This window comes from Streptomyces tyrfis (assembly GCF_037034285.1).
GTDB lineage: Bacteria > Actinomycetota > Actinomycetes > Streptomycetales > Streptomycetaceae > Streptomyces.
Genome location: NZ_JBAGJZ010000001.1, coordinates 341,997 through 364,606, shown reverse-complemented (window position 1 = coordinate 364,606; position 22,610 = coordinate 341,997). Strand labels below are relative to the sequence as shown.

The 22,610-nt window shown below is 73.6% G+C and carries 19 protein-coding genes and 1 pseudogene; 8 read left to right on the top strand and 12 right to left on the bottom strand.

What is annotated here, in order from left to right; genetic code table 11:
- The first annotated feature begins 185 nt into the window (after positions 1-185).
- Positions 186-620, top strand: coding sequence for a DUF7144 family membrane protein (locus WA762_RS01585; RefSeq protein WP_335932122.1), 435 nt, complete (start codon positions 186-188; stop codon positions 618-620).
- Positions 621-829: 209 nt separating this feature from the next.
- On the top strand, positions 830-1,054 hold the full coding sequence (locus WA762_RS01580; RefSeq protein WP_335932120.1) for a DUF2277 domain-containing protein: 225 nt from the start codon (positions 830-832) through the stop codon (positions 1,052-1,054).
- Here the strand turns inward: WA762_RS01580 and WA762_RS01575 are convergent.
- The 3 genes from WA762_RS01575 to WA762_RS01565 all read right to left on the bottom strand — a co-directional run bounded on the left by WA762_RS01575 (position 1,041) and on the right by WA762_RS01565 (position 3,941).
- On the bottom strand, positions 1,041-1,721 hold the full coding sequence (locus WA762_RS01575) for a DedA family protein (RefSeq protein WP_335932118.1): 681 nt from the start codon (positions 1,719-1,721) through the stop codon (positions 1,041-1,043). The two genes, WA762_RS01580 and WA762_RS01575, sit on opposite strands and share 14 nt — an antisense overlap.
- 312 nt (positions 1,722-2,033) lie before the next feature.
- Positions 2,034-2,477, bottom strand: coding sequence for a DoxX family protein (locus tag WA762_RS01570; protein WP_335932116.1), 444 nt, complete (start codon positions 2,475-2,477; stop codon positions 2,034-2,036).
- An 819-nt stretch (positions 2,478-3,296) separates the two neighbouring features.
- Positions 3,297-3,941 (bottom strand): HNH endonuclease family protein, encoded by a 645-nt coding sequence (locus tag WA762_RS01565; RefSeq protein WP_335932114.1) that lies wholly within the window; start codon positions 3,939-3,941, stop codon positions 3,297-3,299.
- 282 nt (positions 3,942-4,223) lie between these two features.
- Here WA762_RS01565 and WA762_RS01560 point away from each other — a divergent pair, with 282 nt between their 5' ends.
- Positions 4,224-4,958, top strand: coding sequence for an ABC transporter permease (locus tag WA762_RS01560; protein WP_335932112.1), 735 nt, complete (start codon positions 4,224-4,226; stop codon positions 4,956-4,958).
- 66 nt (positions 4,959-5,024) lie between these two features.
- Here the strand turns inward: WA762_RS01560 and WA762_RS01555 are convergent, their stop codons facing one another.
- Positions 5,025-5,693: an HAD-IA family hydrolase gene (locus WA762_RS01555; RefSeq protein ID WP_335932110.1), complete on the bottom strand. Its 669-nt coding sequence runs from the start codon at positions 5,691-5,693 to the stop codon at positions 5,025-5,027.
- A gap of 311 nt (positions 5,694-6,004) precedes the next feature.
- Between WA762_RS01555 and WA762_RS01550 the strand changes: the two genes are divergently transcribed.
- A complete protein-coding gene (locus tag WA762_RS01550; RefSeq protein WP_335932108.1) occupies positions 6,005-6,169 on the top strand; it encodes a hypothetical protein in 165 nt (54 codons plus the stop codon).
- Between the two features lie 259 nt (positions 6,170-6,428).
- Entirely contained in the window at positions 6,429-8,645 is a 2,217-nt protein-coding gene (locus WA762_RS01545; RefSeq protein WP_335932106.1) for an MFS transporter, read from the top strand.
- Positions 8,646-8,679: 34 nt separating this feature from the next.
- Here the strand turns inward: WA762_RS01545 and WA762_RS01540 are convergent, their stop codons facing one another.
- Both WA762_RS01540 and WA762_RS01535 read right to left on the bottom strand, forming a co-directional pair.
- Positions 8,680-9,156 carry a GNAT family N-acetyltransferase gene (locus WA762_RS01540; protein WP_335932104.1) on the bottom strand — a complete coding sequence of 159 codons (477 nt, stop codon included), beginning with the start codon at positions 9,154-9,156 and terminating at the stop codon, positions 8,680-8,682.
- Positions 9,157-9,161: 5 nt separating this feature from the next.
- Complete coding sequence (locus WA762_RS01535; RefSeq protein WP_335932102.1) at positions 9,162-10,280, bottom strand: DUF2330 domain-containing protein; 1,119 nt, start codon at positions 10,278-10,280, stop codon at positions 9,162-9,164.
- A gap of 362 nt (positions 10,281-10,642) precedes the next feature.
- Here WA762_RS01535 and WA762_RS01530 point away from each other — a divergent pair, with 362 nt between their 5' ends.
- The gene (locus WA762_RS01530) at positions 10,643-12,682 is read left to right on the top strand and encodes a bifunctional glycosyltransferase 87/phosphatase PAP2 family protein (RefSeq protein WP_335932100.1); all 2,040 of its coding nucleotides are present in this window, start codon (positions 10,643-10,645) and stop codon (positions 12,680-12,682) included.
- 276 nt (positions 12,683-12,958) lie between these two features.
- On the opposite strand, the pseudogene WA762_RS01525 reads toward WA762_RS01530, so the two are convergent.
- Positions 12,959-13,282: pseudogene (locus tag WA762_RS01525) on the bottom strand (AEC family transporter); the annotation flags it as partial.
- 146 nt (positions 13,283-13,428) lie between these two features.
- Complete coding sequence (locus WA762_RS01520; RefSeq protein WP_335932098.1) at positions 13,429-14,703, bottom strand: cytochrome P450; 1,275 nt, start codon at positions 14,701-14,703, stop codon at positions 13,429-13,431.
- Positions 14,704-14,985: 282 nt separating this feature from the next.
- Here WA762_RS01520 and WA762_RS01515 point away from each other — a divergent pair, with 282 nt between their 5' ends.
- Positions 14,986-16,155 (top strand): steroid 3-ketoacyl-CoA thiolase, encoded by a 1,170-nt coding sequence (locus tag WA762_RS01515; RefSeq protein ID WP_335932096.1) that lies wholly within the window; start codon positions 14,986-14,988, stop codon positions 16,153-16,155.
- 135 nt (positions 16,156-16,290) lie between these two features.
- Positions 16,291-17,598, top strand: coding sequence for an alpha/beta hydrolase family protein (locus WA762_RS01510; protein ID WP_335932094.1), 1,308 nt, complete (start codon positions 16,291-16,293; stop codon positions 17,596-17,598).
- Positions 17,599-17,709: 111 nt separating this feature from the next.
- On the opposite strand, the gene WA762_RS01505 is transcribed toward WA762_RS01510, so the two are convergent.
- The 4 genes from WA762_RS01505 to WA762_RS01490 all read right to left on the bottom strand — a co-directional run bounded on the left by WA762_RS01505 (position 17,710) and on the right by WA762_RS01490 (position 22,589).
- Entirely contained in the window at positions 17,710-18,372 is a 663-nt protein-coding gene (locus WA762_RS01505) for a hypothetical protein (protein ID WP_335932093.1), read from the bottom strand.
- Between the two features lie 202 nt (positions 18,373-18,574).
- Entirely contained in the window at positions 18,575-19,576 is a 1,002-nt protein-coding gene (locus WA762_RS01500) for an ECF transporter S component (RefSeq protein ID WP_335932091.1), read from the bottom strand.
- A complete protein-coding gene (locus WA762_RS01495) occupies positions 19,573-21,291 on the bottom strand; it encodes an ABC transporter ATP-binding protein (RefSeq protein WP_335932089.1) in 1,719 nt (572 codons plus the stop codon). The genes WA762_RS01500 and WA762_RS01495 overlap by 4 nt, the downstream gene beginning before the upstream one ends.
- Positions 21,288-22,589, bottom strand: coding sequence for an energy-coupling factor transporter transmembrane component T family protein (locus tag WA762_RS01490; RefSeq protein WP_335932287.1), 1,302 nt, complete (start codon positions 22,587-22,589; stop codon positions 21,288-21,290). Before WA762_RS01490 ends, WA762_RS01495 begins: the two co-directional genes overlap by 4 nt.
- Between the last annotated feature and the right edge of the window lie 21 nt (positions 22,590-22,610).

Here is a 22,610-nt window from a genome sequence, read left to right as displayed (position 1 = left end):
CGTTCCGGCACTGTCGAAAGTAACGCTTGCGGGGTGATCCGCCGGTGGTCCGCCGTTGATCCGTCCCGCCCGGTCGCCGCGTCGGTCACTCGCGCGGGCGCGCCCGGGTGGTCGCGGCGGAGCAGGCCGCGCAGGGTCGGTTCTGACCCCGCGGTTCCGCGGTCCCGCTCCGGCAGGGAGGCCCGATGGCACACTCAGCGTCCACACCAGGCCCGGCCCACCCGCCCGGTCCGGGCAGAGCCGACCCCTGGGCGGCCGGCGGAACCATGTTCGCCGGTGTCCTGCTCCTCGTCGACGGCTTCTTCGGGGTGATCAAGGGCATCTCCGGTATCGCCTCCGACGCGGTCTACGCGCGGATCAGGAATTACACGTTCAGGTTCGACGTGACCGCGTGGGGCTGGATCCACCTGATCCTCGGCATCGTGCTCGGGATCGTCGGCTGGGGCATCCTCAAGGGCGCGGCGTGGGCCCGCACGACGGGTGTGGCGCTCGCCGCCGTCAGCCTGGTGATCAACTTCGTCTGGCTGCCGTACCAGCCGATCTGGGCGATCATCTCCATCGCCGTCGACACCTTCGTGATCTGGGCCCTGTGCACGGACCGGTCGAGGGTCCTCATCTGAGATCCGGACGACGACGGACGGGCGGGGCTGGGCCGTGCCAGGCGGATGCCGTACGGCACGGGGGCCGGGTGGTACGGCGGGGCCGGTCGGTACGGGACCGGTCGGTACGGCGGGGCCGGTGCGGTCCGGCGGGCGTGTCCCCGGCCGTTGTCCGTCCCCGGTCGTTCTCCGCCCCGGCCGTTGTCAGTGGCTCGGGTCACACTGGACGCATGTGCCGAAGCATCAAGACGCTACGACCGCCCGCGCTCCCCGAGGAGGCCACCGAGGAGGAGATCCGGGCCGCCGCCCTGCAGTTCGTACGGAAGGTGTCGGGCTTCCGCGCCCCGGCCGCGCACAACCGGGAGGCGTTCGACCGGGCCGTCGACGAGATCGCCGAGGCGACCGCCAGGCTGCTGGACGGTCTGGAGATACGGGGCTCCGTCAGGACACGGTAGACACCGGCGCGGGCGCCTGGGCGGTCGCGCCGGCGTCCTCGGCGGGCCGCCGTACGACGTACGCGGCCAGGGCCCCCGCCACGAACAGGGCGAGGACGGAGACGGCCGTGCCCACCCAGGTCGCGCCGAGCCACTGCCCGCCGAAGTAACCGAGCCCCACGCTGTAACCGGCCCAGGCCGCTCCCGCCAGGGCGGACCAGGGCAGGAACTCCTTCACCTTGCGGTGCGCGGCGCCCGCGCCCAGGGAGACCACCGACCGGCCGGCCGGGGCGAAGCGCGCGATGATCACGAGGATGCCGCCGCCCCGGGCCAGGGCCGCGCCCAGGCGTTCCTGCGCCGTGGTGAGACGTCGAGAGCGGGCGATGGCCCGGTCCAGGCGCTCGCCGCCGCGCCAGGCCAGCCGGTAGGCGACGAGGTCGCCGAGGACCGAGGCGCCGGTCGCGCAGAGGATCAGGGCGAGGAGTGACGGGACCTGGGCCTGCTCGGCGGCGCGTGCCGCGGAGGCCGCGCCCGCGACGGTCGTCGAACCGGCGGCGGCCGCGGTGGCGGCGGTGATGACCAGGACCCCGCTGGGCAGCACGGGAAGGAAGACGTCGAGGAGCACGGAGACGGCGACCACCGCGTATATCCAGGAGCTGCCGGTCAGCGCGGCCACACTCTCAAGCAACTACTACTCCCCGATCCGGAACAACGCCGCGACGTCGCAGGGGAGCGGCAGGAGCGGCACGGCCAGCTGTACAGCGTACGCCCGATACTCATCCGATGATCCGTAAATAAGGATGATGTTGGGAAGCTCACGTACACCCGGAGAATGAGGAGCGTATTCCGGGTGTACGCGAGCGGGCGTGCACGCGCGTACCCGCGTGGCGCGCGGCTGGCCGGTGCGGTGGTGCCGGACGGTCGGCCGGGGAGTGGGGGGACCGGGGCGGGGAGGGGTGGTTCCGTGCGGCCCGGGGCGGGTGTCGGCCCGGGCCGGGCGTCAGGCGGTTACGGCCGGAGCCCGGTCGCGTGCGCGGTCCTCGCCCGGCTCCGTTCCGTCGCGGCCGATCAGCCGGTCCAGGGAGAACGCTCCCGGCCCGCTGAAGACCAGCAGCAGGAAGATCCAGCAGAAGGTGGCCGCGGCCTCCCCGCCGTTCTGCATCGGGAAGAGCCCGTTGGGCTGGTGGACGGTGAAGTACGCGTACGCCATGGAGCCGGAGGAGATCAGCGCGGCGAACCTGGTGCCCAGGCCGAGCGCCACCAGCGCCCCGCCGACCAGTTCGATGACCGCCGCGTACCACTTGGGCCAGGTGCCGGCGGCTATGGAGCTGTCGCCGAAGAGGCCGAAGAGGGCGGCTGCTCCATGGCAGGTGAAGAGGAGGCCGACGATGATGCGGAACAGGCCGAGAACGTAGGGCTGGGCCTGATTCAAGCGTGTGTGCATGGGGGGCTCCTTCGGTCGGGTGGGGGCGTGAACCGATCGGCTGGTCCAGATTAGGGAGACCTCACCAATACTTGCAAGTTCAACATTATGTCGACTGGCTGAAAGTTGCGGCACGGTGTTCGGCCGCGCTTCGCTTGGATGGCGCCTTCATCTGCGCGCCCCTGGTCACAGACTTGGCCTGAACCAATGGCAACGCAGTTTTCCGGCCACTGTGGGATATGCCGGAGGCCGACTGCCCCGGTGGCGGTCCGCCGGATGCCGGCTGGTCGGTATGCGGGGTTTCTCGCCGCGTTCGTGCGGCGCATGCACGGGTGATGGGCAGGTCGCGTGCGGAGCCGGGCGGTGAGGGTGGGCGTGCGCCGCGTTTCCGGGGCCGCTCGCGCGCCCGGCGGACCCGCGGACCGGCGATGGTGCCGGCGTCGGGCGGCGGGTCGGCGGGTGTGGGGTCGGTGGGGCGTGAGTGACGGGACGGATGTGCTCGAAGGTTGCCGTCGGCGGGCGGAGTCGGCCGAAAATGTGCCGTGTCTCCGGCGTGGCGCGGAGGCTTGCCGGGCGCATGAAAGCCCCGCCCGAGCGGGATTTCGTCGGGCGGGGCGGTGTGGGGCGGGTGTGGGGCGGGGCGGGTGTGGCGGGACGATGGCGGTGGCGGCCCTGCGCCGTGTCCGGCGGAACCGCAGGCGTCATGGCGTCGCCGTATCGCGTTCCCCGGCGTCACGGCATCGCGGCGTCACGGCATCGCGTCTCCCGGTGTCGCGGCGTCACGGCGTCGCCGTATCGCGTCTCCCGGTGTCGCGGCGTCGCGTTCCGCGGCGGGCCGTCTCAGCAGTTGTTCAGGATGCCCTGCAGGGCGCTCTTCTCGGCGGCGTCGACGGTCAGGTCGTAGTAGTGCTTCACATGCACCCAGGCGCGCGCGTAGGTGCAGCGGTACGCGGTGCGCGGGGGCAGCCAGTCGGCCGGGTCCTTGTCGCCCTTGGCCTGGTTGACGTTGTCGGTCACCGCGATGAGCTGAGGCCGGGTCAAGTCATTGGCGTACGCCTGTCGTTGGGCGGTGGTCCAGCTGCTGGCACCCGACCGCCACGCCTCGGCGAGCGGCACCACGTGGTCGATGTCCAGGTCGGAGGCGGCGGTCCAGGTGGCCCCGTCGTACTCCGAGTACCAAGTGCCGCTGACCGCCGCGCAACTGGAGTCCTGCTGCACGTTCGTGCCGTCGCGCTCAAGGACGACCTCGCGGGTGTTGCAGGCGCCGGACTGTGTGATCCAGTGCGGGAACTTGGACCGGCTGTAGCCGCTCGACGAGCCCTCGGCCGCGACGGTCAGCTGGCTCAGATAGGTGCGCGCGGTCGATGCCGAGACCGGGGTGGGCATGGCCGCCTGGGCGGCCGGGGCGTTGAGCAGCCCGGTCGTGGCGGCGAGGGCTGTGGATGCTGCGGCGACGGCGATGCGACGCGCGTAGACGCCTGACATGCGAACTCCCTTGACGTGGGGGGGACCTTGGACGGGCGACCCGTGGTGCCCGGTCATGGTGGCGGCGCCAGGTTTCCGTGGGGTGGGCGCCAGGTAACAGAGTGACGACATGGGCACGTCACATCAAGAGTTCTGACGAACGGGGCTGGAGCACGGGGGCGTACGCCTGCGTCCACGCGGGCGCGTTCTCGCTGATGGCGTGCCAAGTCGGCGGGAAGGTCGGGGAGTTCGATCGTCTGGTGGGGGCTGCCGGAGCGGTGGGCGTGGACGTAGGGTTGCGGCGTGCTGCTCCCGGTGGACATGACACTCGGCGCCGTGCTCGGCCTGCTGCTGGTGGGAGCGTCCCTGGTCGTGTCCCTGGCCTCGCTCGGCCGGTCGCGCGACATGCTGCTGGCCGGGCTGCGCGCGGCCGTTCAACTCGCCGTGGTCTCCCTGCTCATCGGCTGGGTGATGCGTGCGCTGCCGCCGCTGCTCATGTTCATGGCCGTGATGTACGCGGTGGCGGTCCGGACCGCGGGACGTCGGATCACCCGCAATCGCACCTGGTGGTGGGCGGCGCTGCCGATCGGGGCGGGGGTCGTGCCGGTGGTGGCCCTGCTGTTGGTCACCGGTCTCGTCCCGGTGCGGGGCGTCGCGCTCATTCCGGTGACCGGCATCCTCATCGGAGGCGCGTTGACCGCGACCGTGCTCGGCGGGCGGCGGGCGCTGGACGAACTGGCGCTGCGGCGCGGGGAGGTGGAGGCGGGCCTGGCGCTGGGGCTGCTCGACCGCGACGCGCGGCTGGAGATCGCCCGCCCCGCGGCGGCGGACGCGTTGCTGCCGGGGCTGGACCAGACGAGGACCGTGGGGCTCGTCACGTTGCCGGGCGCGTTCGTGGGCATGCTGCTGGGCGGCGCCTCACCCGTTCAGGCGGGGGCGGTGCAGTTGTTCGTGCTGGTGGCGCTGATGGCGGTGCAGGCGGTGGCGGTCGCGACCGTGCTCGAACTGGTCGCGCGGGGGCGTCTGCACCGGGACTGAGGGCGGTGGAGCGGCCGGGGGCGCGCGACCGGCGGGCCGGCCGACGGGCGCGACCCGCCGCCGGGGCTATCGCGCGGTGATGCGCAGCCCGATCGAACCGTCGGCCGCCGCCTCCACCCGCAGCCGCGTCAGGTCCTCGACATGCGCGTCGGGGGAGAGCGCCGCCGCTCGCGGGCCGACGCCCACGACGCGCATGCCCGCCGCCCGGCCGGCCGCGATGCCCGCCTCGGAGTCCTCGAAGACGACGCAGTCCGCCGGGGCGAAGCCCAGCTCGGCCGCGCCCTTGAGGAAGCCCTCGGGGTCCGGCTTGCTGGCTCCGACGTGCTCGGCGGTGACCCGGGTCGTGGGCATGCGCAGACCGGCGGCCGTCATCCTGGTCCGGGCCAGTGCTTCGTCGGCCGAGGTGACCAGGGCGTGCGGAAGCGCGGCGATCGCTTCCATGAAGGCGGGCGCCCCGGCGACCGGGACGACGCCGTCGGTGTCCGCGGTCTCCTCGGCGAGCATCGCCCGGTTGTCCGCGTGGTTCCGCTCCATCGGGCGGTCCGGGAGCAGCACCGCCATGGTGGCGTAGCCCTGCCGCCCGTGGACCACTTTGAGGACGGCCTCGGGGTCGAGCCCCTCACGCGCCGCCCAGCGTCGCCAGCAGCGCTCCACGACGGCGTCGGAGTTCACGAGGGTGCCGTCCATGTCCAGGAGCAATGCCTTGAAAACACCTATGGTCTCCGACCTGGGCATGAGGCCATCCTCTACGCGTGGCTGATTTGTTCCATCACGATACAAAGGCGGTGCCGCTCTGGCCAATCCAGCTGGTCCGGTCGATCCGTGCCCTGGCCGATCCGGAGATGCGGCACGGATGAAGGGGCCCGGCGGAAACCGGCCCGGGGGCCCTGATCCTCCGTTGTGCTGTGAGGGGGCTTCATGGGCGTTGTCGCGGCGATCGAATTACCTGCGTGGGCCCGGGAACAGGCCGCGATGCGCCAGGCCCTGCGGACGCGAGACATGGGGGCCGTGTTCCGGCATGTCCAGCGGTACGGCGGCGTTAGGGGGTGTCTGACGAATACCTGCGGCGTCGCGGGGTCCGGCCCGCCCGCCCTCGCTCGCCGCGCTGCCGGGATCGGGGAATCGGGGAGGTGTTCGCCGAGCTCGGCATCGCCGACGAGGGCCTGACGCGCGAGCTGTCCGCCGACGCCGAGCGCGCCCGCCGCATCTGACCGTGAGCCGCTGGGGGAACAAGCGGCCTCGCCCACCGGTCAGGGGGTGGCGGGCGAAGGCCACTTTGTTCCATCACGATACAAAGCGGGATTCGAGAACGTCAATCGGGGTCCGCCGACGTCCCGGCACACACGGGCCGGTCCTCCTCGCCTCGTGGTCGCGGGATCCCGGTGGGTCATGTCGGGGGCGGATCTCGCCAGGCCATAACGGGATGAAACGTCCAGGATGGGGATGTAGTGGACCCGAGGAGACGTTTCCATGGCGCAGCATCCGAGCCCCCCGGACCCGGAACCGACCCCGACCCAGGACCCGACCCAGGGCCCGGTTCAGGGCCCTGTCCCGGCCCAGGGCGCGGACTCGACTCCGGCCCGGGACGAGAAGCCGGAACCGGGCCGGGGGCAGGCCCGGGAGCCGGCCCCGGCCTCGGCCCCGGACTTCGGAGGGAGCCGTTCCGCCCGGTCGGTCCTGGTGGCCATCGGGGCGCTGCTCCTCGGCATGCTGCTGGCGGCGCTCGACCAGACCATCGTGTCGACCGCGCTGCCGACCATCGTCAGCGACCTCGGCGGTCTGGAACATCTCTCCTGGGTCGTGACGGCCTATCTGCTGGCGTCGACCGCCGCGACCCCGCTCTGGGGCAAACTCGGTGACCAGTACGGCCGCAAGAAGCTCTTCCAGGCCGCCATCGTCATCTTCCTCATCGGCTCCGCGCTCTGCGGGATCGCCCAGGACATGCTCCAGCTCATCGGCTTCCGGGCGCTTCAGGGCCTCGGCGGCGGCGGTCTCATGGTGCTCTCGATGGCGATCGTCGGCGATCTCGTGCCACCGCGCGAGCGGGGCAAGTACCAGGGGCTGTTCGGCGCGGTCTTCGGCACGACGAGCGTTCTCGGGCCGCTGCTGGGCGGCTTCTTCACCCAACATCTCACCTGGCGCTGGGTCTTCTACGTCAACCTGCCGATCGGCGTCGTCGCGCTCCTCGTGATCGCCGCCGTGCTGCGCATCCCGGCCCACCGCACCAAGCACGCCATCGACTACCTCGGCACGTTCCTCATCGCCTCCGTCGCCACCTGCCTGGTCCTCGTCGCCTCGCTCGGCGGCACCACCTGGGCCTGGGGCTCGGCGCAGATCCTCGCGCTCACCGCGCTGAGCGTGCTGATGACGGCGGTCTTCGTCCAGGTGGAGCGCCGCGCCGCCGAGCCCGTCATCCCGCCGGCCCTGTTCCGGATCAGGACCTTCACCCTCGTCGCCGTCATCAGCTTCGTCGTGGGCTTCGCGATGTTCGGCGCGACGACCTATCTGCCGACCTTCCTCCAGGTGGTGCACCACATCACGCCGACCATGTCCGGGGTGCACATGCTGCCCCTGGTGCTGGGCCTGCTGCTCACCTCCACGCTCTCCGGGCAGGCCGTCAGCCGTACCGGCCGCTGGAAGGCGTTCCCCATCGCGGGCACCGGGGTCACCGCGATCGGCCTGCTGCTTCTGCATCGGCTGACCGAGACCAGCGGCACCTGGGAGATGAGCGCCTGCTTCTTCGTCTTCGGGGCCGGTCTCGGCCTGGTGATGCAGGTGCTGGTGCTGGTGGTGCAGAACGCGGTCACGTACCGGGACCTCGGCGTCGCCACTTCCGGGGCCACGTTCTTCCGCTCCATCGGCGCCTCGTTCGGGGTCGCCGTCTTCGGCACCATCTTCACGAACCGGCTCACCGACAAGCTGGGCGCCGCGCTCGCCGGCCGCCCCCTGCCGCCCGGGGCCGGCGCGGAGCGGCTGGCCGCGGACCCGCGCGCCATCGACGGGCTGCCGTCGGCGCTGCGGACGCAGGTGCTGCACGCGTACTCGACGTCGATCACCGATGTGTTCCTGTACGCGGCCCCGGTCGTGCTGATCGCCCTCGTCTTCGCCTGGTTCCTCAAGGAGGACCCCTTGCGCGGCTCGGTGACCGCCCCGGAACCCAGTGAGACGCTGGGGCCCAATCCGGTCGAGCGCTCCTCGTACGACGAGTGCGCGCGGGCGCTCTCGGTGCTCGCCACCCGCCAGGGGCGCCGCGAGACGTACGAGCGGATAACCAGGCGGGCCGGGTACGACCTGCTGCCCGCGGCGAGCTGGCTGCTGTTGCGCGTGCGACGGCACGGCGCGGTCGAGCCCGCCGTGCTCGCGGACACCACCCCGGTGCCGCTGGGGGTGATCGGCGAGGCGGTGCGGCAGCTGGAGGAGCGGGGCCTGGTCCGGCGCGAAGGCGTACAGCTGGTGCTCACCGACACCGGTTCGGAGGTGGTCGTGAGGCTCGGGGAGGCCCGCGAGCGGCTGATGGCGGAGTGGCTGGGGGACTGGTGGGGACCGGAGCGGCCCACCGATCTGGTCAGACTGGTGGAGGAGCTGAGCGCGGAGACCGGCGGATCCCACAGGGACCGGCCGCCCGGCCCCGGACCGCGGCGCGATCACGCGAGCGGCCCCCTCGGACGGCCGGCGGACACGTCCTGAGGCTGCGCGGCGCGCGGCCCGTCCCCGGCGGACGTCAGAGCTCCTTGGCGAACCAGTGCTCGGCGTACCGGTCCTGATTGAACGCCGGAACCTCCCGGTACCCGTGCTTGGCGTACAGCCCGCGCGCCTCGACCAGATCGTGGCGGGTGTCCAGCCTGACCGTGCGCACGCCGAAGCCCCGGGCCGCGCTCTCGGCGGCGGCCAGCAGCAGCCCGCCGCCGCCCGTGCCGCGATGCCCCGGGCGCACGAACACCCGGGTCAGCTCCGCGACGTCCGCGTCCACCAGCAGCAGCCCGACGCAGCCGGCGGCCCGCCCACCGAACCGGCCGACGACGAACTGCCCGGTCGGCGGCGTGAGCCGGTCGGCGCCGTCGCCGGTGAGGCCGTCCTCGATCTCCCGGGCGGTCGCGGGCCGCCCCCAGTAGCGGCCGGCGACCTCGGCGTAGTAGTCGCGGCGCAGCAGCGAGGCGTCGGGCGAGCCGACGGGCTCGGGGGTCACGGTCCAGGCCATGCCGGTCATTGTGGTCTCGCCCGCCGCGCCCGCACCACCGCGATTCCCACCGGCGCCGACAGCAGCGCCACGGCCCCGAGGACCGACAGCAGCCAGACGGGGACGCCGCCCGCGGTCAGCAGCGCGTCCCGGTACACCAGCGTCCGGTACGGGGTGTCGGCGGCGGCCGCGCGCAGCTCGTGATCGCCGTCGATCCGCTCCGGACGGGGGAACGACTGCTCGACGGCGGTGAGGAACACGGGCGTTCCGGCCGTCACCCCGGGCAGCGCCCCGGCCCCGTCCAGGGCCGCCCCCAGCCGGCCGGGATCGATCCGGCCCGCGTACGTCACCCGGGGCGCGTCGCCGCCGATCGCGTCGCGCGGCTCCATCCGGTGCGCCGCCAGGACGTACAGGTCCAGCCGCTGCGGGGTCGAGGCCAGCCTCGACAGCCGCATCGGATAGACCGGCCGGTCGGCGGCGAAGCGCAGCCGCAGCGGTTCCAGCTCGCCCCGGAGCGGGTCGTTCCCGTCCCGCGGGGCGAGCCGGACCGCGACGTACTCCCACTTCCTCTCGACATACGGCCCCAGCGCCGCCGCCAGCCGGTCGGGCAGCTCGAAGCCGTTGTCGTCGAGCCAGTCCCCGAGGGCCCGCGGGTCGGTCGCGGCCAGCCGCGCCACGTCGAACGGGCCGAGCCGCTCGCGGCCCACGACCCGCACCGGCGGAGCGGCGGCCACGGGGCGGCCCGCGCCGTCCGCGTCGCCCCACGCCCCGGCGAACGGCCAGTCGCCGGAGCGCGGCCAGAAGTGGTGCCGGGTGGCCGGCGCCGGCGCGGTGAGGGCCGCCAGCCCGGAGAAGAGCGACGGATCACCGAGCCGCACGCTCGCCCGGTGCGGCACCGGCATGATCCAGGCCGCCTCCGGGGCGTCGCCGCGGACCGTGAGCCGCATCACGATCTCCTCGGTGCGCCCGTCCCAGGCCACCACCGACGTCTCCCGGTCGACGGCCACCTCGGCCGACCCCCTCGGAACCATCGCCCCGCAGCCGCAGGCGTACGCCGGGCGGATCAGCGACCCCAGCTGCAACGACACCAGCAGCAGCGCCAGCACCACGGCCCGCACCAACCAGGTGTGCCGCACATCACACACGCCCCCCGAGTCCCACACGCTCCGTCTTCCTCCCCCGTGACCGACTCCCCGTGACCGACGAACACGGGGTAAGGACGTGGCGGCCGGCGGTCCGGTTCCGGCCAGATCCCCGCTGGTTCAGGTCGGGTTCCAGCCGTGCTCCGGCCCTGTGTCGACCTGGTCCGGGCCCTGGCTGCGGCATCCGGCCCGAGTAAGCATTCGGTCATTCTTTCGGGAGCGGGCAGGATTACAGCCAGGCGAAGAGGGGGTTGATTGGGTCTTCCCCATGGCGCAATGCGAAGGTTTCACGGCACGCCCAGGTCGAAAAACGGGCACGAAAACGGCGGGAGGGTCGGCGCAGCGTGGCGGATGCGGAACACAGTGTGCGCTCAGAGACGGCCACGGGGGCGAGGACCGGGGCTGTCCGGGCCCTGCTCTGGCTGATTGTGGCCGCATTGGCCGTACGGCAGACGGCGGCGGTGCTGGGCCGTCCGCCAGGTGAACGGTTCATCGATCTCGACACCTGGACCGGTGAGAACGGCGTCCTGCATGTGACGGGGTCGCTGTACGACAACGACCGCTTCACCGGCACCCCGTTCGCCGGGCTGGTGCTGAAACCGCTCACCCGGATGGCGGAACAGAGCCTGGGCGTCGCCTGGGCCTTCGGCTCGCTGCTGCTCGTCGTCGCCCTGGGCGCGGTGGCCGCGCGGGCGCTGCCGGGCCCGGTCGCGCGCCGCACCTCCTTGCTGGCCGCCCCGGTCGCGATCAGCCTGCTGATGCTGTCGCTGCCGGTGCGCAACGCGTTCCACCTGGGGCAGACGAGCGTGCTCCCGGTGCTCCTGGTGCTGCTGGCCTGTTTCGTGGTCCGCGGGGAACGCGCCTCGGGCCTCCTGATCGGGCTGGCCGCCGCGCTCCAGCCGACCGTTCTGCTCTTCGCGGTCCTGCTGCTGTTCACCGGCCGCCGACGGGCGGCGGTGACCGGCGGCGTCACGTTCGCCGCCGGCACGGCGCTGGCCTGGGCCGCGATGCCGCGCGACTCCTGGACGTACTGGGTGCACCACGTGGCGGGCGCCGGGCTCGGCGAGAACGCGGACAGCCTGGCCAACCAGTCGCTGCACGGCGCGCTGCTGCGCCTGGGGCTGGCCGGCCCGGTCGAGGTCGCGCTGTTCCTGGCGCTGTCGGCCGCCGTCTGCTGGTTCGGGCTGCGCCGCGCCGTGCGGTACGCCCGGGACGGGCAGCTGCTGCTCGCCGTCGCCGTGACCGGCTGCGTCGCCGTCGCGGTCTCCCCGACCGCCTGGCAGCACCAGCTGCTGTGGGTGCTGCTCGCGGTCGTCGGCCGGGTCGGCAAGCGGGCCTCCGACCGCCTGGTGTGGCCCGCGGTGGTGGTGCTCGTGAGCACGCTGCCCGGCACGATGCTGCTGCCGAACATGGCGGTGGTCTTCCCCGTGCGCGACAACGCGCTGCTGCTCGCGGCCCTCGGCGCGGCCTGCGTCGTGCCGTTCCTGCCGCGCACCTCGCCGTACTGGCGGGACCCGGTCCCCACGGACTACGCGGCCCCGGTCCCGGCCCGCTGGAGCCGCGTCCCGCTGCTGCCGTTCTGGCGCCGGGTCCTCAGCCGCCCCAACCTGCTGCTGGAACTGCTGCTGATCAGGGTCGTGTACTCCGCCTACTCGCAGGTCAGGCTGGCCGCGACGGCGGGCCGCGGCACGGCCGAACGGCACGGCCGGCAGATCCACTCGCTCGAACAGTGGCTGCACATCGACATCGAGCACTGGGCCAACCACACGGTCGCCGGGATCGGCTGGCTGCGCGGATTCTTCGACTACTACTACACGACGTTCCACTTCATCGTGCCGCTGGCGATCCTCGGCGTGCTCTACGCACGCCGTCCGGCGGACTACCGCTGGGTGCGCAGCTCCATCGGCTTCACCACGATCCTCGCGCTGGTCGGCTTCTGGCTCTATCCGCTGGCCCCGCCCCGGCTGATGCCGGGCCTCGGCTTCATCGACACCGTCCACGGCGTCCAGGACTTCGCGAAGCCGGACTACGGAACGCTCACCTCGGTGACCAATCAGTACGCGGCGATGCCCTCGCTGCACTTCGGATGGTCGCTCTGGTGCGGTGTGGTCGTCGTCATGCTGGCCCCGAAGACGTGGATGAAGGCGCTGGGGCTGCTGCACCCGCTGTTCACCGTCTCCGCGATCATCGCCACGGCCAACCACTGGGTGCTGGACGCGGTGGGCGGCGCGACCGTCGTCGCGCTCGGCTTCGGCCTGACGTACGCCCTGGCCGGGCCCCGGAAGCTGCGGCTGCCGACCGTGCCGGCCGCGGCGAAACCGCTGGACGACCTGGCGGAGGGTCCGGGAACCGGGGGCGGTGCGCCGAGACCGGTCGGTGACGCGGTGGGCGGCCCACGGGGGTAGGGGCCGCGCCTCCCGTCCCCCGTACCCGACGGCGCCGAAGGGGCGCCGGGACGAGCGCGTCGTCCCGGTGCCCCTTCGGCCTGGATCGCCGCTCGACCAGCATCCGCCCGTCGGGCCCGGTCCGCCACTCGAACGGATCAGGAGGCCGCTCCCAGGGCCCAGGCGGCGAGTGACAGCGTGGCCGTCGACACCACCGTCGAGGCCACCACGCAGTCGCGCGATCCGGGTGTCCAGCCCGTACTGCTGGGCGTGGACGAAGACGTTCTGAGCGGTCGGCAGGGCGGAGCGGAGCAGGACGGCCGGCAGCTGACGCTCCGGCAGGTGCAGCAGCGGGCCGCCGACGGCGAGGGCGGTCAGCGGCTGGACCGGCGTCTTGAGGGCGACCGCCGCGGCGACCTCCGCACGGCCCGCGCGCGCCTTTCGCCCCGGGCGCTCCGCCGGCGTGGGAGCCCCGTCGGCCGGGCGGGCGTTCAGGGACAGGCCGAGCGCGGCCAGGGCCGTCGGCACGGCGGCGCCGCCGTGCAGATCGCAGGAGCGGGCGAGGGCGTCCGGCAGCCGCAGTCCGAGCGCGGAGAAGACGACCCCCAGGAACGCGGCCATGATGACCGGGGTGCGGACCGGCGTGGTCAGGGCCCGCCGGACCGCGGCGCGGCGTCCGGCGGGGCGCCGAGGGCGGGGCGGGCGCGGCTGGCCGCCCGCCCCGCCAGGCAGAGTTGACGGAACGTCAATTCATCCCGTGCGGGCGGTCATGCCTCCGGGGCGCCGCCGCCCGTGCTGACCTGGAGCTGCTTGATCCCGTTGAGCCAGGCCGAGCGCAGCCGTCGCGGCTCACCGGCCGGGCGCAGGTCCGGCATCACGTCCGCGATCGCGTTGAAGATCAGGTTGATCTCCATCACCGCGAGGGACTTGCCGAGGCAGAAGTGCGGTCCGCCGCCGCCGAAACCGAGATGCGGGTTGGGGTCGCGGGCGATGTCGAAGGCCTCCGGGTTCTCGAAGACCTCGGGGTCGTTGTTGGCCGAGGAGTAGAACAGCCCGACCCGGTCCCCCTTCCTGATCCGCTGCCCGCCGAGTTCGACGTCCTGGGTGGCGGTCCGCTGGAAGGAGACCACCGGGGTGGCCCAGCGGACGATCTCCTCGGCGGTGGTCTCCGGCCGCTCGCGCTTGTAGAGCTCCCACTGGTCGGGGTGGGTGAGGAAGGCGTGCATCCCGTGGCTGATGGCGTTGCGGGTGGTCTCGTTCCCGGCGACGGCCAGCAGGATCACGAAGAAGCCGAACTCGTCGGAGGAGAGGTTCCCCTCGCCCTCCGCGGCGACCAGCCGGCTCACGATGTCCCCGGCCGGGCACTCCTTGCGGGCGGCCGCGAGGTTCATCGCGTAGGAGATGAGCTCCATGGCCGCCTCGGCGCCGACCTCCTCGGTGATCGCGTACTCCGGATCGTCGTACGCGGCCATCTTGTTGGACCAGTCGAAGATCTTCGACCGGTCCTCCTGCGGCACGCCGATGAGTTCCGCGATGGCCTGGAGCGGCAGTTCGACGGCGACCCGGGTGACGAAGTCGAACGAGCCGTCGGAGCCGTCGCCGGTCCGGGCCCCGGCGAGCGCGGACTCGACGATCGAACGGGCCCGGGCGCGCAGGGCCTGCTCCAGCGAGCGCACCGCCCGGGGGGTGAAGCCCCGCTGGACGATCTGCCGGACCCGGGTGTGCTCGGGCGGGTCCATGTTCAGCATGATCAGCTTCTGGACGTCGATCTGGTCGCGGCTGATCGACTCGTTGAAGCGGATGATCGCCGTGTTGATGTGGGACGAGAACAGTTCCGGGTGGGTCGAGACGTACTTGACGTCCGCGTGCCGGGTGACGACCCAGTAGCCCTCGTCGCCGAAGCCGGAGACGCCGGACGGCTGGGCGCACCACCAGACCGGCGCGGTCTGCCGCATCTCGGCGAACTCCGGGTGCGGGACGCGGGATTGGAGCAGGTCGGGATCGGTGAAGTCGAAGCCTTCGGGCAGATGGGGGCAGGACATCGGCATCTCCAGGTCGGTCCGAGGTCCGTCCGGGCATTGCCTGACGGCCCATCAGAAGTTGTCCGCAAGGTAGTAACGGGTTCTACAACTGGCAAGGGGGGTGTGCGGTTCTGTTGCGTGAAGAGTGGGTGGGGCAGGCATGAAGCGGGCGCAAGGTGCGTGCAGCACCCTTGCGCACCGGTGCCGGGTCTCATAAGACTGCCCAAAGAACTAGAACGCGTACTAGTTCGCCTCCACCGGCGCCGGGACGCCCGGGCGGAGGCGCGAGGAGAGGACGAGCTCATGGCCGCGGAACCCGTCATCGTCGAAGCCGTACGCACCCCCATCGGCAAGCGCGGAGGCGCGCTCGCCAATCTGCACCCCGCCTATCTGCTGGGCGAGACCTACCGAGAACTCCTCGGCCGCACCGGCATCCACGCCGACTGCGTCGAGCAGATCGTCGGCGGCACGGTCACCCACGCGGGCGAACAGTCCATGAACCCGGCGCGCAACGCCTGGCTCGCCGTGGGCCTCCCGTACGAGACCGCCGCCACCACCGTGGACTGCCAGTGCGGTTCCTCGCAGCAGGCGTCCCACATGGTCGCCAACATGGTCGCGGCCGGGGTGATCGACATCGGGATCAGCTGCGGTGTCGAGGCCATGTCGCGGGTGCCGCTGGGCAGCGGCTCCAAGCACGGGCCGGGCAAGCCCTGGCCCGACGAGTGGAACGTCGACCTGCCCAACCAGTTCGAGGCCGCCGAGCGCATCGCCCGCAGGCGCGGTCTGACCAGGGCGGACGTCGACCGGTTCGGGCTGCTCTCGCAGGAGCGGGCGGCCGTCGCGTGGGCCGAGGAGCGCTTCAAGCGGGAGACGTACGCGGTCCAGGTGCCGACCACCGAGGAGGAGCAGGCCGCCGGGCAGGGCATGTGGCGCCTGGTCGACCGCGACGAGGGGTTACGCGACACCAGCGCGGAGGCGCTCGCCGGGCTCAAGCCGGTCATGCCCACCGCGATCCACACCGCGGGCAACTCCTCGCAGATCTCCGACGGGGCCTGCGCGATCATGTGGGCGTCCAAGCGCATGGCGCGCGCCCTCAAGCTCAGGCCGCGCGCCCGGATCGTCGCGCAGACGCTCGCCGGAGCCGACCCGCACTACCACCTCGACGGGCCGGTCGACGCGACGCGCGCGGTGCTGGGCAAGGCCGGGATGTCGCTCAAGGACATCGACGTCGTCGAGATCAACGAGGCGTTCGCGTCCGTGGTGCTGAGCTGGGCCCGGGTCTTCGAGCAGGACCTGGACAAGGTCAACGTCAACGGCGGCGCCATCGCGCTCGGTCACCCGGTCGGCGCCACCGGGGCCCGGCTGATCACCACCGCCCTGCACGAACTGGAACGCCGGGACAAGGAGTTCGCCCTGATCACGATGTGCGCGGGCGGCGCCCTGGCGACGGGCACGATCATCCAGCGGCTCTGACGAGGGCACGGCGGCGCGACCGCCGCCGCGCCGCCGAGGGGGAGAACCCCCCGGCACGGGGGTGTCGTCAGGTCTACCCCGATCGGGTGTCCAGGCCGATGCCGGTGACGTCGCCGGGCGCATAACGTCACCGGCATGGAGAACAACATCCTTTCCCGGCAGGCGACTCGGGGCACTCGTCGCCGCACCCTCCGGCGCGGCGTCGCGGCCGCCACCGTCGTGGTCCTCGCCGCGCTCGGCGCCGTTCCCGCCGCCGCCCAGCAGACCGCCACGGCCGCCGTGACCGCCGGTGCCGTCGGCCCGCACGCGCACCGGACCGCCGGCCCCGGCGACCGGGGGGACCTGCTGGACATCACCCCGGTGGCCGACCTGGGCCGCGCCGACGTGGCCCGCTTCCTCGCCTCCGGCGGCATGGACACCGCCACCGTCCGCCACGGGCTGACCGCCTACCGGCTCACGTACCGCACCGTCACCCCGCAGGGCGCGCCCACCACCGCCACCGGCCTCCTCGCCCTCCCCAAGGGCGGTGCGCACCGCCTCGACCTGGTGTCCGACACCCACGGCACGATGGCCCACCGGGACTACGCGCCCTCCGTCGGCGAGGACTTCGGGCGGTTCGCCCCGTACCTCCACGCCTCCTCGGGCCGCGCCGTCGCCGCCCCCGACTACCTCGGCCTGGGCAAGGGGCCGGGCCGCCACCCGTACATGGACACCGGGTCCGCCGTCACCGCCTCCCTCGACATGCTGAGGGCCTCCCGGACCGCCGCGCAGCGCCTGGGCCGGCCGCTCACCGGCGACGTGTACGCCAGCGGCTTCTCCCAGGGCGGCCAGGTCGCCATGGCCCTGGCCAAGTCCCTGGGCGAGGGCGCCGACCGGCACTTCAGGCTGCGCGCCCTCGCCCCCGTCTCGGGGCCGTACGCCATCGAGCGCGCCGAGATGCCCGCCCTGTTCGACGGCCGGGTCAACGACATCAGCGGCGTCTTCTACATGACGTACTTCCTCACCGCGCAGAACCGGCTGCACCCGCTCTACAAGGACCCCTCCGAGGTGTTCCGGGAGCCGTACGCGGCGGTCGCCGACGACCTCTTCGACACCCACCACACCGAGGAGCAGATCATCCCGGCCCTGCCCGGGACGCTGCGGGAACTGCTCACCGACGACTACTACCGGGAGGTCCAGCACCCCACCGGAGCCCTGCTGGACGCCGTACGCGCCCAGGACGGCTCCTGCGCCTGGAAGCCGCGCGTCCCGGTGCGCCTCTACTCCGCGTCCGGCGACACCGACGTGCCGATCGCCAACACCCGCGAGTGCGCCGCCGATCTGGCCGCGCGCGGCACCCGGGCCGAGGTCGTCGACCAGGGGGCCGTCGACCACAACACCACGTATATGAAGTCGGGTCCGCAGATCGTGCGCTGGTTCGACTCCGTCGCCGCGCGCCGCTGACCCGGGCCGCCCCGGGCGGGGCCGGCCGGTGTCCCTCCGGCCGGCTCCCGGCGGTTCCGGCGGCCCCGCCCGCCCCCGTCGGCGTACGCCCGACCCGACAGCCCTCAGCGCTCAGTACGGCATGGGGGTGGGGAAGGTGGCGGTGGGGCTGAACAGCGCCGCGTAAGCCTGGTCGTCGAAGTTCTGGCGGCGGTGGCGGCCCGACCGGGTCACCTCGGTGACCGGATGGGCGAGCGTGAGCATCCCGTCGTTGGCCAGTTCCTGTAAACGCATCAGCAACGACCGTACGTCCAGCCCGAGTTCGGCGGCGACCGTCTGCACGTCGAGCCCGGACTCCCAGCTCCACAACAGCACGGAGTCCATGCTGGGCGACCAGGCGGCCGTGTGGTCGCCCGTCCCGGCCTGCGGCTGCGGCGCCGGGGGAGGGGTCGGCGGCATGGCCGGGACCGGCGGCACGGGCGGCGGCTCCGCCCCGGCGTCCGCCGCCGGCGCGGCCATCTCCTCGCGCGGGTGCGGCAGGGGGATCTCCGGGCCGGGGGCCGCGGGCTCGTCGGAGGACTCCTCGGTCTTCGGCGTCTTCCGGGTCAGCAGCTCCTGGGCCAGTGACCGCGCGTCACTGCGGCCCACCGTGCGCCGCGCCAACCGCACTTCGCGCTCGTTCAGCCCCATCAGGTCGGCGATCGACCCGTCGTCGCCGACCGTGACGGCGAACGCGGCCAGCGTCCTGCTCCGTTCGGCCTGCGCCTCGTCCAACAGCGCCTGCGCACGGCGCATGCGTTCGTCACTGACGCAGAAAGCTTCCGCCAGGACCGAGTTCCGATCCCAGAAATCACGAGGTTCCACGTAGGTGACAACGCTCCGGCCGCTGGTGGGAACGGAGGTCAGAGCAAAATGCGCCTATATGGACCAACGGGTAATTAAGTCGTCCAAGTAAGACGAAATGGCACCTTTTGTTGACGCCGTCCCCGCGCCCTCGTCAGGGGCCGGGCGCGTCGGCCGTGCCCCGGACCCCGTCGCCCGGGGTCCCGGAAGCGTACCCGGCCGCGCGGGCATCCCGTTCCCCGCCCGTGCCCGCGTCCCCGCCGGCACGCGGGGCCGCTCCGGCGTCCGCCGGGGCGTCGAAGGCGGCGCGGGCGTCGAAGGCGGCGCGGCGGGTGGCCCGGCGCAGCGCCTTCAGCAGCGTCCCGCCGAGGGACAGGGTCAGGACCACGGTGAGGACGGCCCGGCCCAGGTCCCAGCCGAGCGAGGTCGCCGCGCAGTAGGCGAGGAAACGGACCAGGTTCTCCGGCAGCGGGTCGCCCGGGTGGAACGAGACGCCCGAGCCCAGCCCGGGCACGATCGTCCAGCCGTACAGATTCATCACCGTGCCGTACGCGAACGCGGCCAGGAACCCGTACCCGGCGAGCATCGCCAGTTCGGCCCGCCCGCGCAGCCGGTCCGGGCCCGGCAGCAGACCCGCGCCCATGGTGAACCAGCCCATCGAGAGCATCTGGAACGGCATCCACGGCCCCACCCCACCGGTCAGCAGCGCGGACGCGAACATCGTCACCGAGCCGAGCACGAAACCGAAGCCGGGACCCAGCACCCGCCCGCTCAGCACCATCAGGAAGAACATCGGCTCCAGCCCGGCCGTGCCCGCGCCCAGCGGGCGCAGCGCGGCGCCGACCGCGGCCAGCACCCCCAGCATGGCCACCGCCTTCGCGTCCAGACCGGAGTCCGCGATCATCGCGACGACCACGCCGACCAGCAGCGGCAGCAGCGCGGCGAACAGCCACGGCGCGTCCTGGGAGTGCGCCAGGCCGGAGTCCGCGTCCGCCAGCAGCGGCCAGCCGAACGCGACCACGCCGATCGCGCTGACCAGCACGAGCGCGGCGATCGCCCGCGGCCCCAGACGCACCGGACGCGCCGTCCGGCCCGCGGCCGCCCGGCGGCCGTCCGGCGCGGCCCGGCCCGGAGCCCTCCCGCGTCCGCCGGTCATCGGTCCTCCAGCGCGTCGCGGACCTGCGTCACGGTCAGCCACTCCTGCGGCGCGAGGATCTTCGAGGTCTGCGGGGCGAACGCGGGGGAGGACACCACCACCTGCCGGGTCTCCCCGTCCGCGACGACCTCCCCGTCCGCGAGGATCACCACCCGGTGCGCCAGCTCGGCGGCGAGTTCCACGTCGTGCGTGGCCAGGACGATCGCGTGCCCGTCGGCGGCGAGCCCGCGCAGCACCCCGACCAGCCGGGCCTTCGCCGCGTAGTCCAGACCGCGGGTCGGCTCGTCCAGGAGCAGCAGCGGCGGCCGCGCGGTGAGCACCACCGCCAGGGCGAGCGCGAGCCGCTGCCCCTCGGAGAGATCCCGGGGGTGGGTGTCGTCCGGCACCCCGGGCAGCAGTTCGGAGACCAGGGCCCGGCAGCTCCCGGCGGCCGCGCCCGCGTCGGCGTCGGCGGCCGCGCACTCGGCGGCGACCGTGTCCGCGTACAGCAGATCGCGCGGCTCCTGCGGTACGAGACCGACCCGGCGCACCATCTCGCGCGGCTGCGTGCGGTGCGGGGTCAGGCCGCCGGTGAGGACGGCGCCCGCGATGGGCTCCACCATGCCGACGAGCGCGCCGAGCAGGGTCGACTTGCCCGCCCCGTTGCGGCCCATCAGGGCGACGGTCTCGCCGGGCGCGACATCGAGCGTGACCCGGCGCAGCGCCTCGACCCGCCCGCGCCGCACCCCGAGTCCCTCGACCCGGGCCGGGGCGCCGGCGACGGGCCCGGCCGCGGGGGCGGCCGGGGGAGCGCCGCGCCCCAGCAGCCGGGCCAGGGCGCCGCGCCGCGCCGGGGCCGTCGCGGCGGGCGGCGGAGCCACCGGCGTCCGCACCGGGCCGGGCGTCCGGGGCGGACGCTTCCCGGCGAGCCGTTCGCGCAGGCCGGCGGCCCGGCGCCGGGCGTCGCGGACCGACAGCGGCAGCGGCTCCCACCCCGTCAGCCGGCCCAGCGCCACGACCGGCGGACGGACCGGGGAGACGGCCATCACCTCCGCGGGCGGGCCCATGACGGGCGCCGCGCCCGGCGACGGCAGCAGAACGACCTGGTCCGCGTACTGCACCACCCGCTCCAGCCGGTGCTCCGCCATCAGGACCGTCGTGCCCAGGTCGTGCACCAGCCGTTGCAGCACCGCGAGGACCTCCTCGGCCGCCGCCGGATCCAGCGCGGACGTCGGCTCGTCGAGGACCAGGACCTTCGGGTGCGGGGTGAGCACCGAGCCGATCGCCACCCGCTGCTGCTGCCCGCCGGAGAGGGTGGCGATCGGCCGGTCCCGCAGCCCGGCCAGACCCAGCAGATCGAGGGTCTCCTCGACCCGACGCCGCATCACGTCCGGGGCCAGCCCCAACGACTCCATCCCGTAAGCGAGTTCGTCCTCGACGGTGTCGGTGACGAAGTGGGAGAGCGGGTCCTGGCCCACCGTGCCGACCACGTCGGCGAGTTCGCGCGGCTTGTGGGTGCGGGTGTCGCGCCCGGCGACCGTGACCCGGCCGCCCAGCGTGCCGCCGGTGAAGTGCGGGACCAGTCCGGAGACGGCCCCGAGCAGGGTCGACTTGCCGACCCCCGACGGGCCGACCAGCAGCACCAGCTCGCCCTCGGGAACGGTCAGGTCGACCCCGGACAGGGTGGGGCGCTCCGCGCCCTCGTACCGCACCGAGACCTGCTCGAACCGGATCACTGGCCCTCCTCGGGACTCGGCCGTGTCTTCCCGCCGCCGTCCGCCGCGCCGCCCGCGGCCCGCACGCCGTCGGCGCCGTCGCACGCGCCGGTGCGCGTCCCGGGCGGGGACGGCCGTCCGCCCCGCTCCGGGGCCCGCACGCGGCGGACGCCGCGCGACGCGCTCCCCGGCGGTACGGCTCCGGAGCCGGCCCCGGCCCTCGGAGCCGGCGTGCCGGCCGTCGGCGGCACGGGCGCCACCAGCGCGGGAACCAGCCCCACCAGCACCGCCGCGGCGGGCCACAGCGGAAGCACCGGCGCGGTCAGCGGGACGACCCCGGGGTGCAGCGCGTCCGCGTCGACGCCGCCCGCCCAGATCATCGCCGCCGCCACGACGACCCCCGAACCCGCCACCAGCCAGGCCCGCGCGTCCCACCGGTCGGGCCGGTAGCGGGTACGGACCGAGCGGGCGCCGCCCAGGCGCAGCCCGGCCGCCGCGGCGACGAGCCCGGCGACCAGCAGCGGCATCCCGTACACCGCGCCCTCGGCGGCCAGCAGCCCGTACGTGCCCGCGCACACCCCCAGCAGCCCGCCCAGTGTGAGCGCGTTCGTGGTGTGCCGGACGGCGGGCGGGACCTGGGCGGTCCGCCCGTAGCCGCGCGCGTCCATCGACGCCGCCACCGCCACCGACCGCTCCAACGCGCCCTCCAGCACCGGCAGTCCGATCTGCAGGACCGCCTTGACGCCGCCGGTCGGGCGGCCGCGCAGCCGCCGCGCGGTGCGCAGCCGCGCCACGTCGGCGACCATGTTCGGCGCGAACGTCATCGCGACGACCACCGCGACCCCCGCCTCGTACAGCGCGCCCGGCAGCGACTTCAGCAACCGGGCCGGGTTCGCCAGCGAGTTGGCCGCGCCCAGACAGATCAGCAGGGCGGCCAGCTTCGCCCCGTCGTACAGCGCGAAGACCAGCTGCTCGGCGGTGACCCGGCCGCCGATCCGGACGCCCTGCGCCCAGTCGGGCAGCGGCAGTTCGGGAAGCGTGAACAGCGCATGGGCGCCGGGCACCGGCGAGCCGAGGAAGACGGAGAAGACCAGCCGCACCCCGATGACGAACAGCCCGATCCTGATGAATGCCCCGTACGAACGGGCCCACGGCGCGTCCGTGCGCCGCGCCGCGACCACATAGCCCGCCACCCCCACCAGCAGTCCCAGCAGCAGCGGGTTGGTGGTGCGGGACGCGGCGGTGGCGAGACCCAGCGCCCACAGCCACCACGCGCCGGCGGGCAGGGCGTTGCTCCGGCTCGCCTCGGGGGCGCGCAACGTGCGTCGGCGCGGCCGTAC

Excerpts from the sequence above, each read along its gene's own strand:
- WA762_RS01585 (WP_335932122.1), top strand. The coding sequence starts at position 186 with ATGGCACACTCAGCGTCCACACCAGGCCCGGCCCACCCGCCCGGTCCG.
- WA762_RS01580 (WP_335932120.1), top strand. The coding sequence starts at position 830 with ATGTGCCGAAGCATCAAGACGCTACGACCGCCCGCGCTCCCCGAGGAG.
- WA762_RS01570 (WP_335932116.1), bottom strand. The coding sequence starts at position 2,477 with ATGCACACACGCTTGAATCAGGCCCAGCCCTACGTTCTCGGCCTGTTC.
- WA762_RS01565 (WP_335932114.1), bottom strand. The coding sequence starts at position 3,941 with ATGTCAGGCGTCTACGCGCGTCGCATCGCCGTCGCCGCAGCATCCACA.
- WA762_RS01555 (WP_335932110.1), bottom strand. The coding sequence starts at position 5,693 with ATGCCCAGGTCGGAGACCATAGGTGTTTTCAAGGCATTGCTCCTGGAC.
- WA762_RS01545 (WP_335932106.1), top strand. The coding sequence starts at position 6,429 with ATGGCGCAGCATCCGAGCCCCCCGGACCCGGAACCGACCCCGACCCAG.
- WA762_RS01540 (WP_335932104.1), bottom strand. The coding sequence starts at position 9,156 with ATGGCCTGGACCGTGACCCCCGAGCCCGTCGGCTCGCCCGACGCCTCG.
- WA762_RS01520 (WP_335932098.1), bottom strand. The coding sequence starts at position 14,703 with ATGTCCTGCCCCCATCTGCCCGAAGGCTTCGACTTCACCGATCCCGAC.
- WA762_RS01515 (WP_335932096.1), top strand. The coding sequence starts at position 14,986 with ATGGCCGCGGAACCCGTCATCGTCGAAGCCGTACGCACCCCCATCGGC.
- WA762_RS01510 (WP_335932094.1), top strand. The coding sequence starts at position 16,291 with ATGGAGAACAACATCCTTTCCCGGCAGGCGACTCGGGGCACTCGTCGC.
- WA762_RS01505 (WP_335932093.1), bottom strand. The coding sequence starts at position 18,372 with ATGCGCCGTGCGCAGGCGCTGTTGGACGAGGCGCAGGCCGAACGGAGC.
- WA762_RS01500 (WP_335932091.1), bottom strand. The coding sequence starts at position 19,576 with ATGACCGGCGGACGCGGGAGGGCTCCGGGCCGGGCCGCGCCGGACGGC.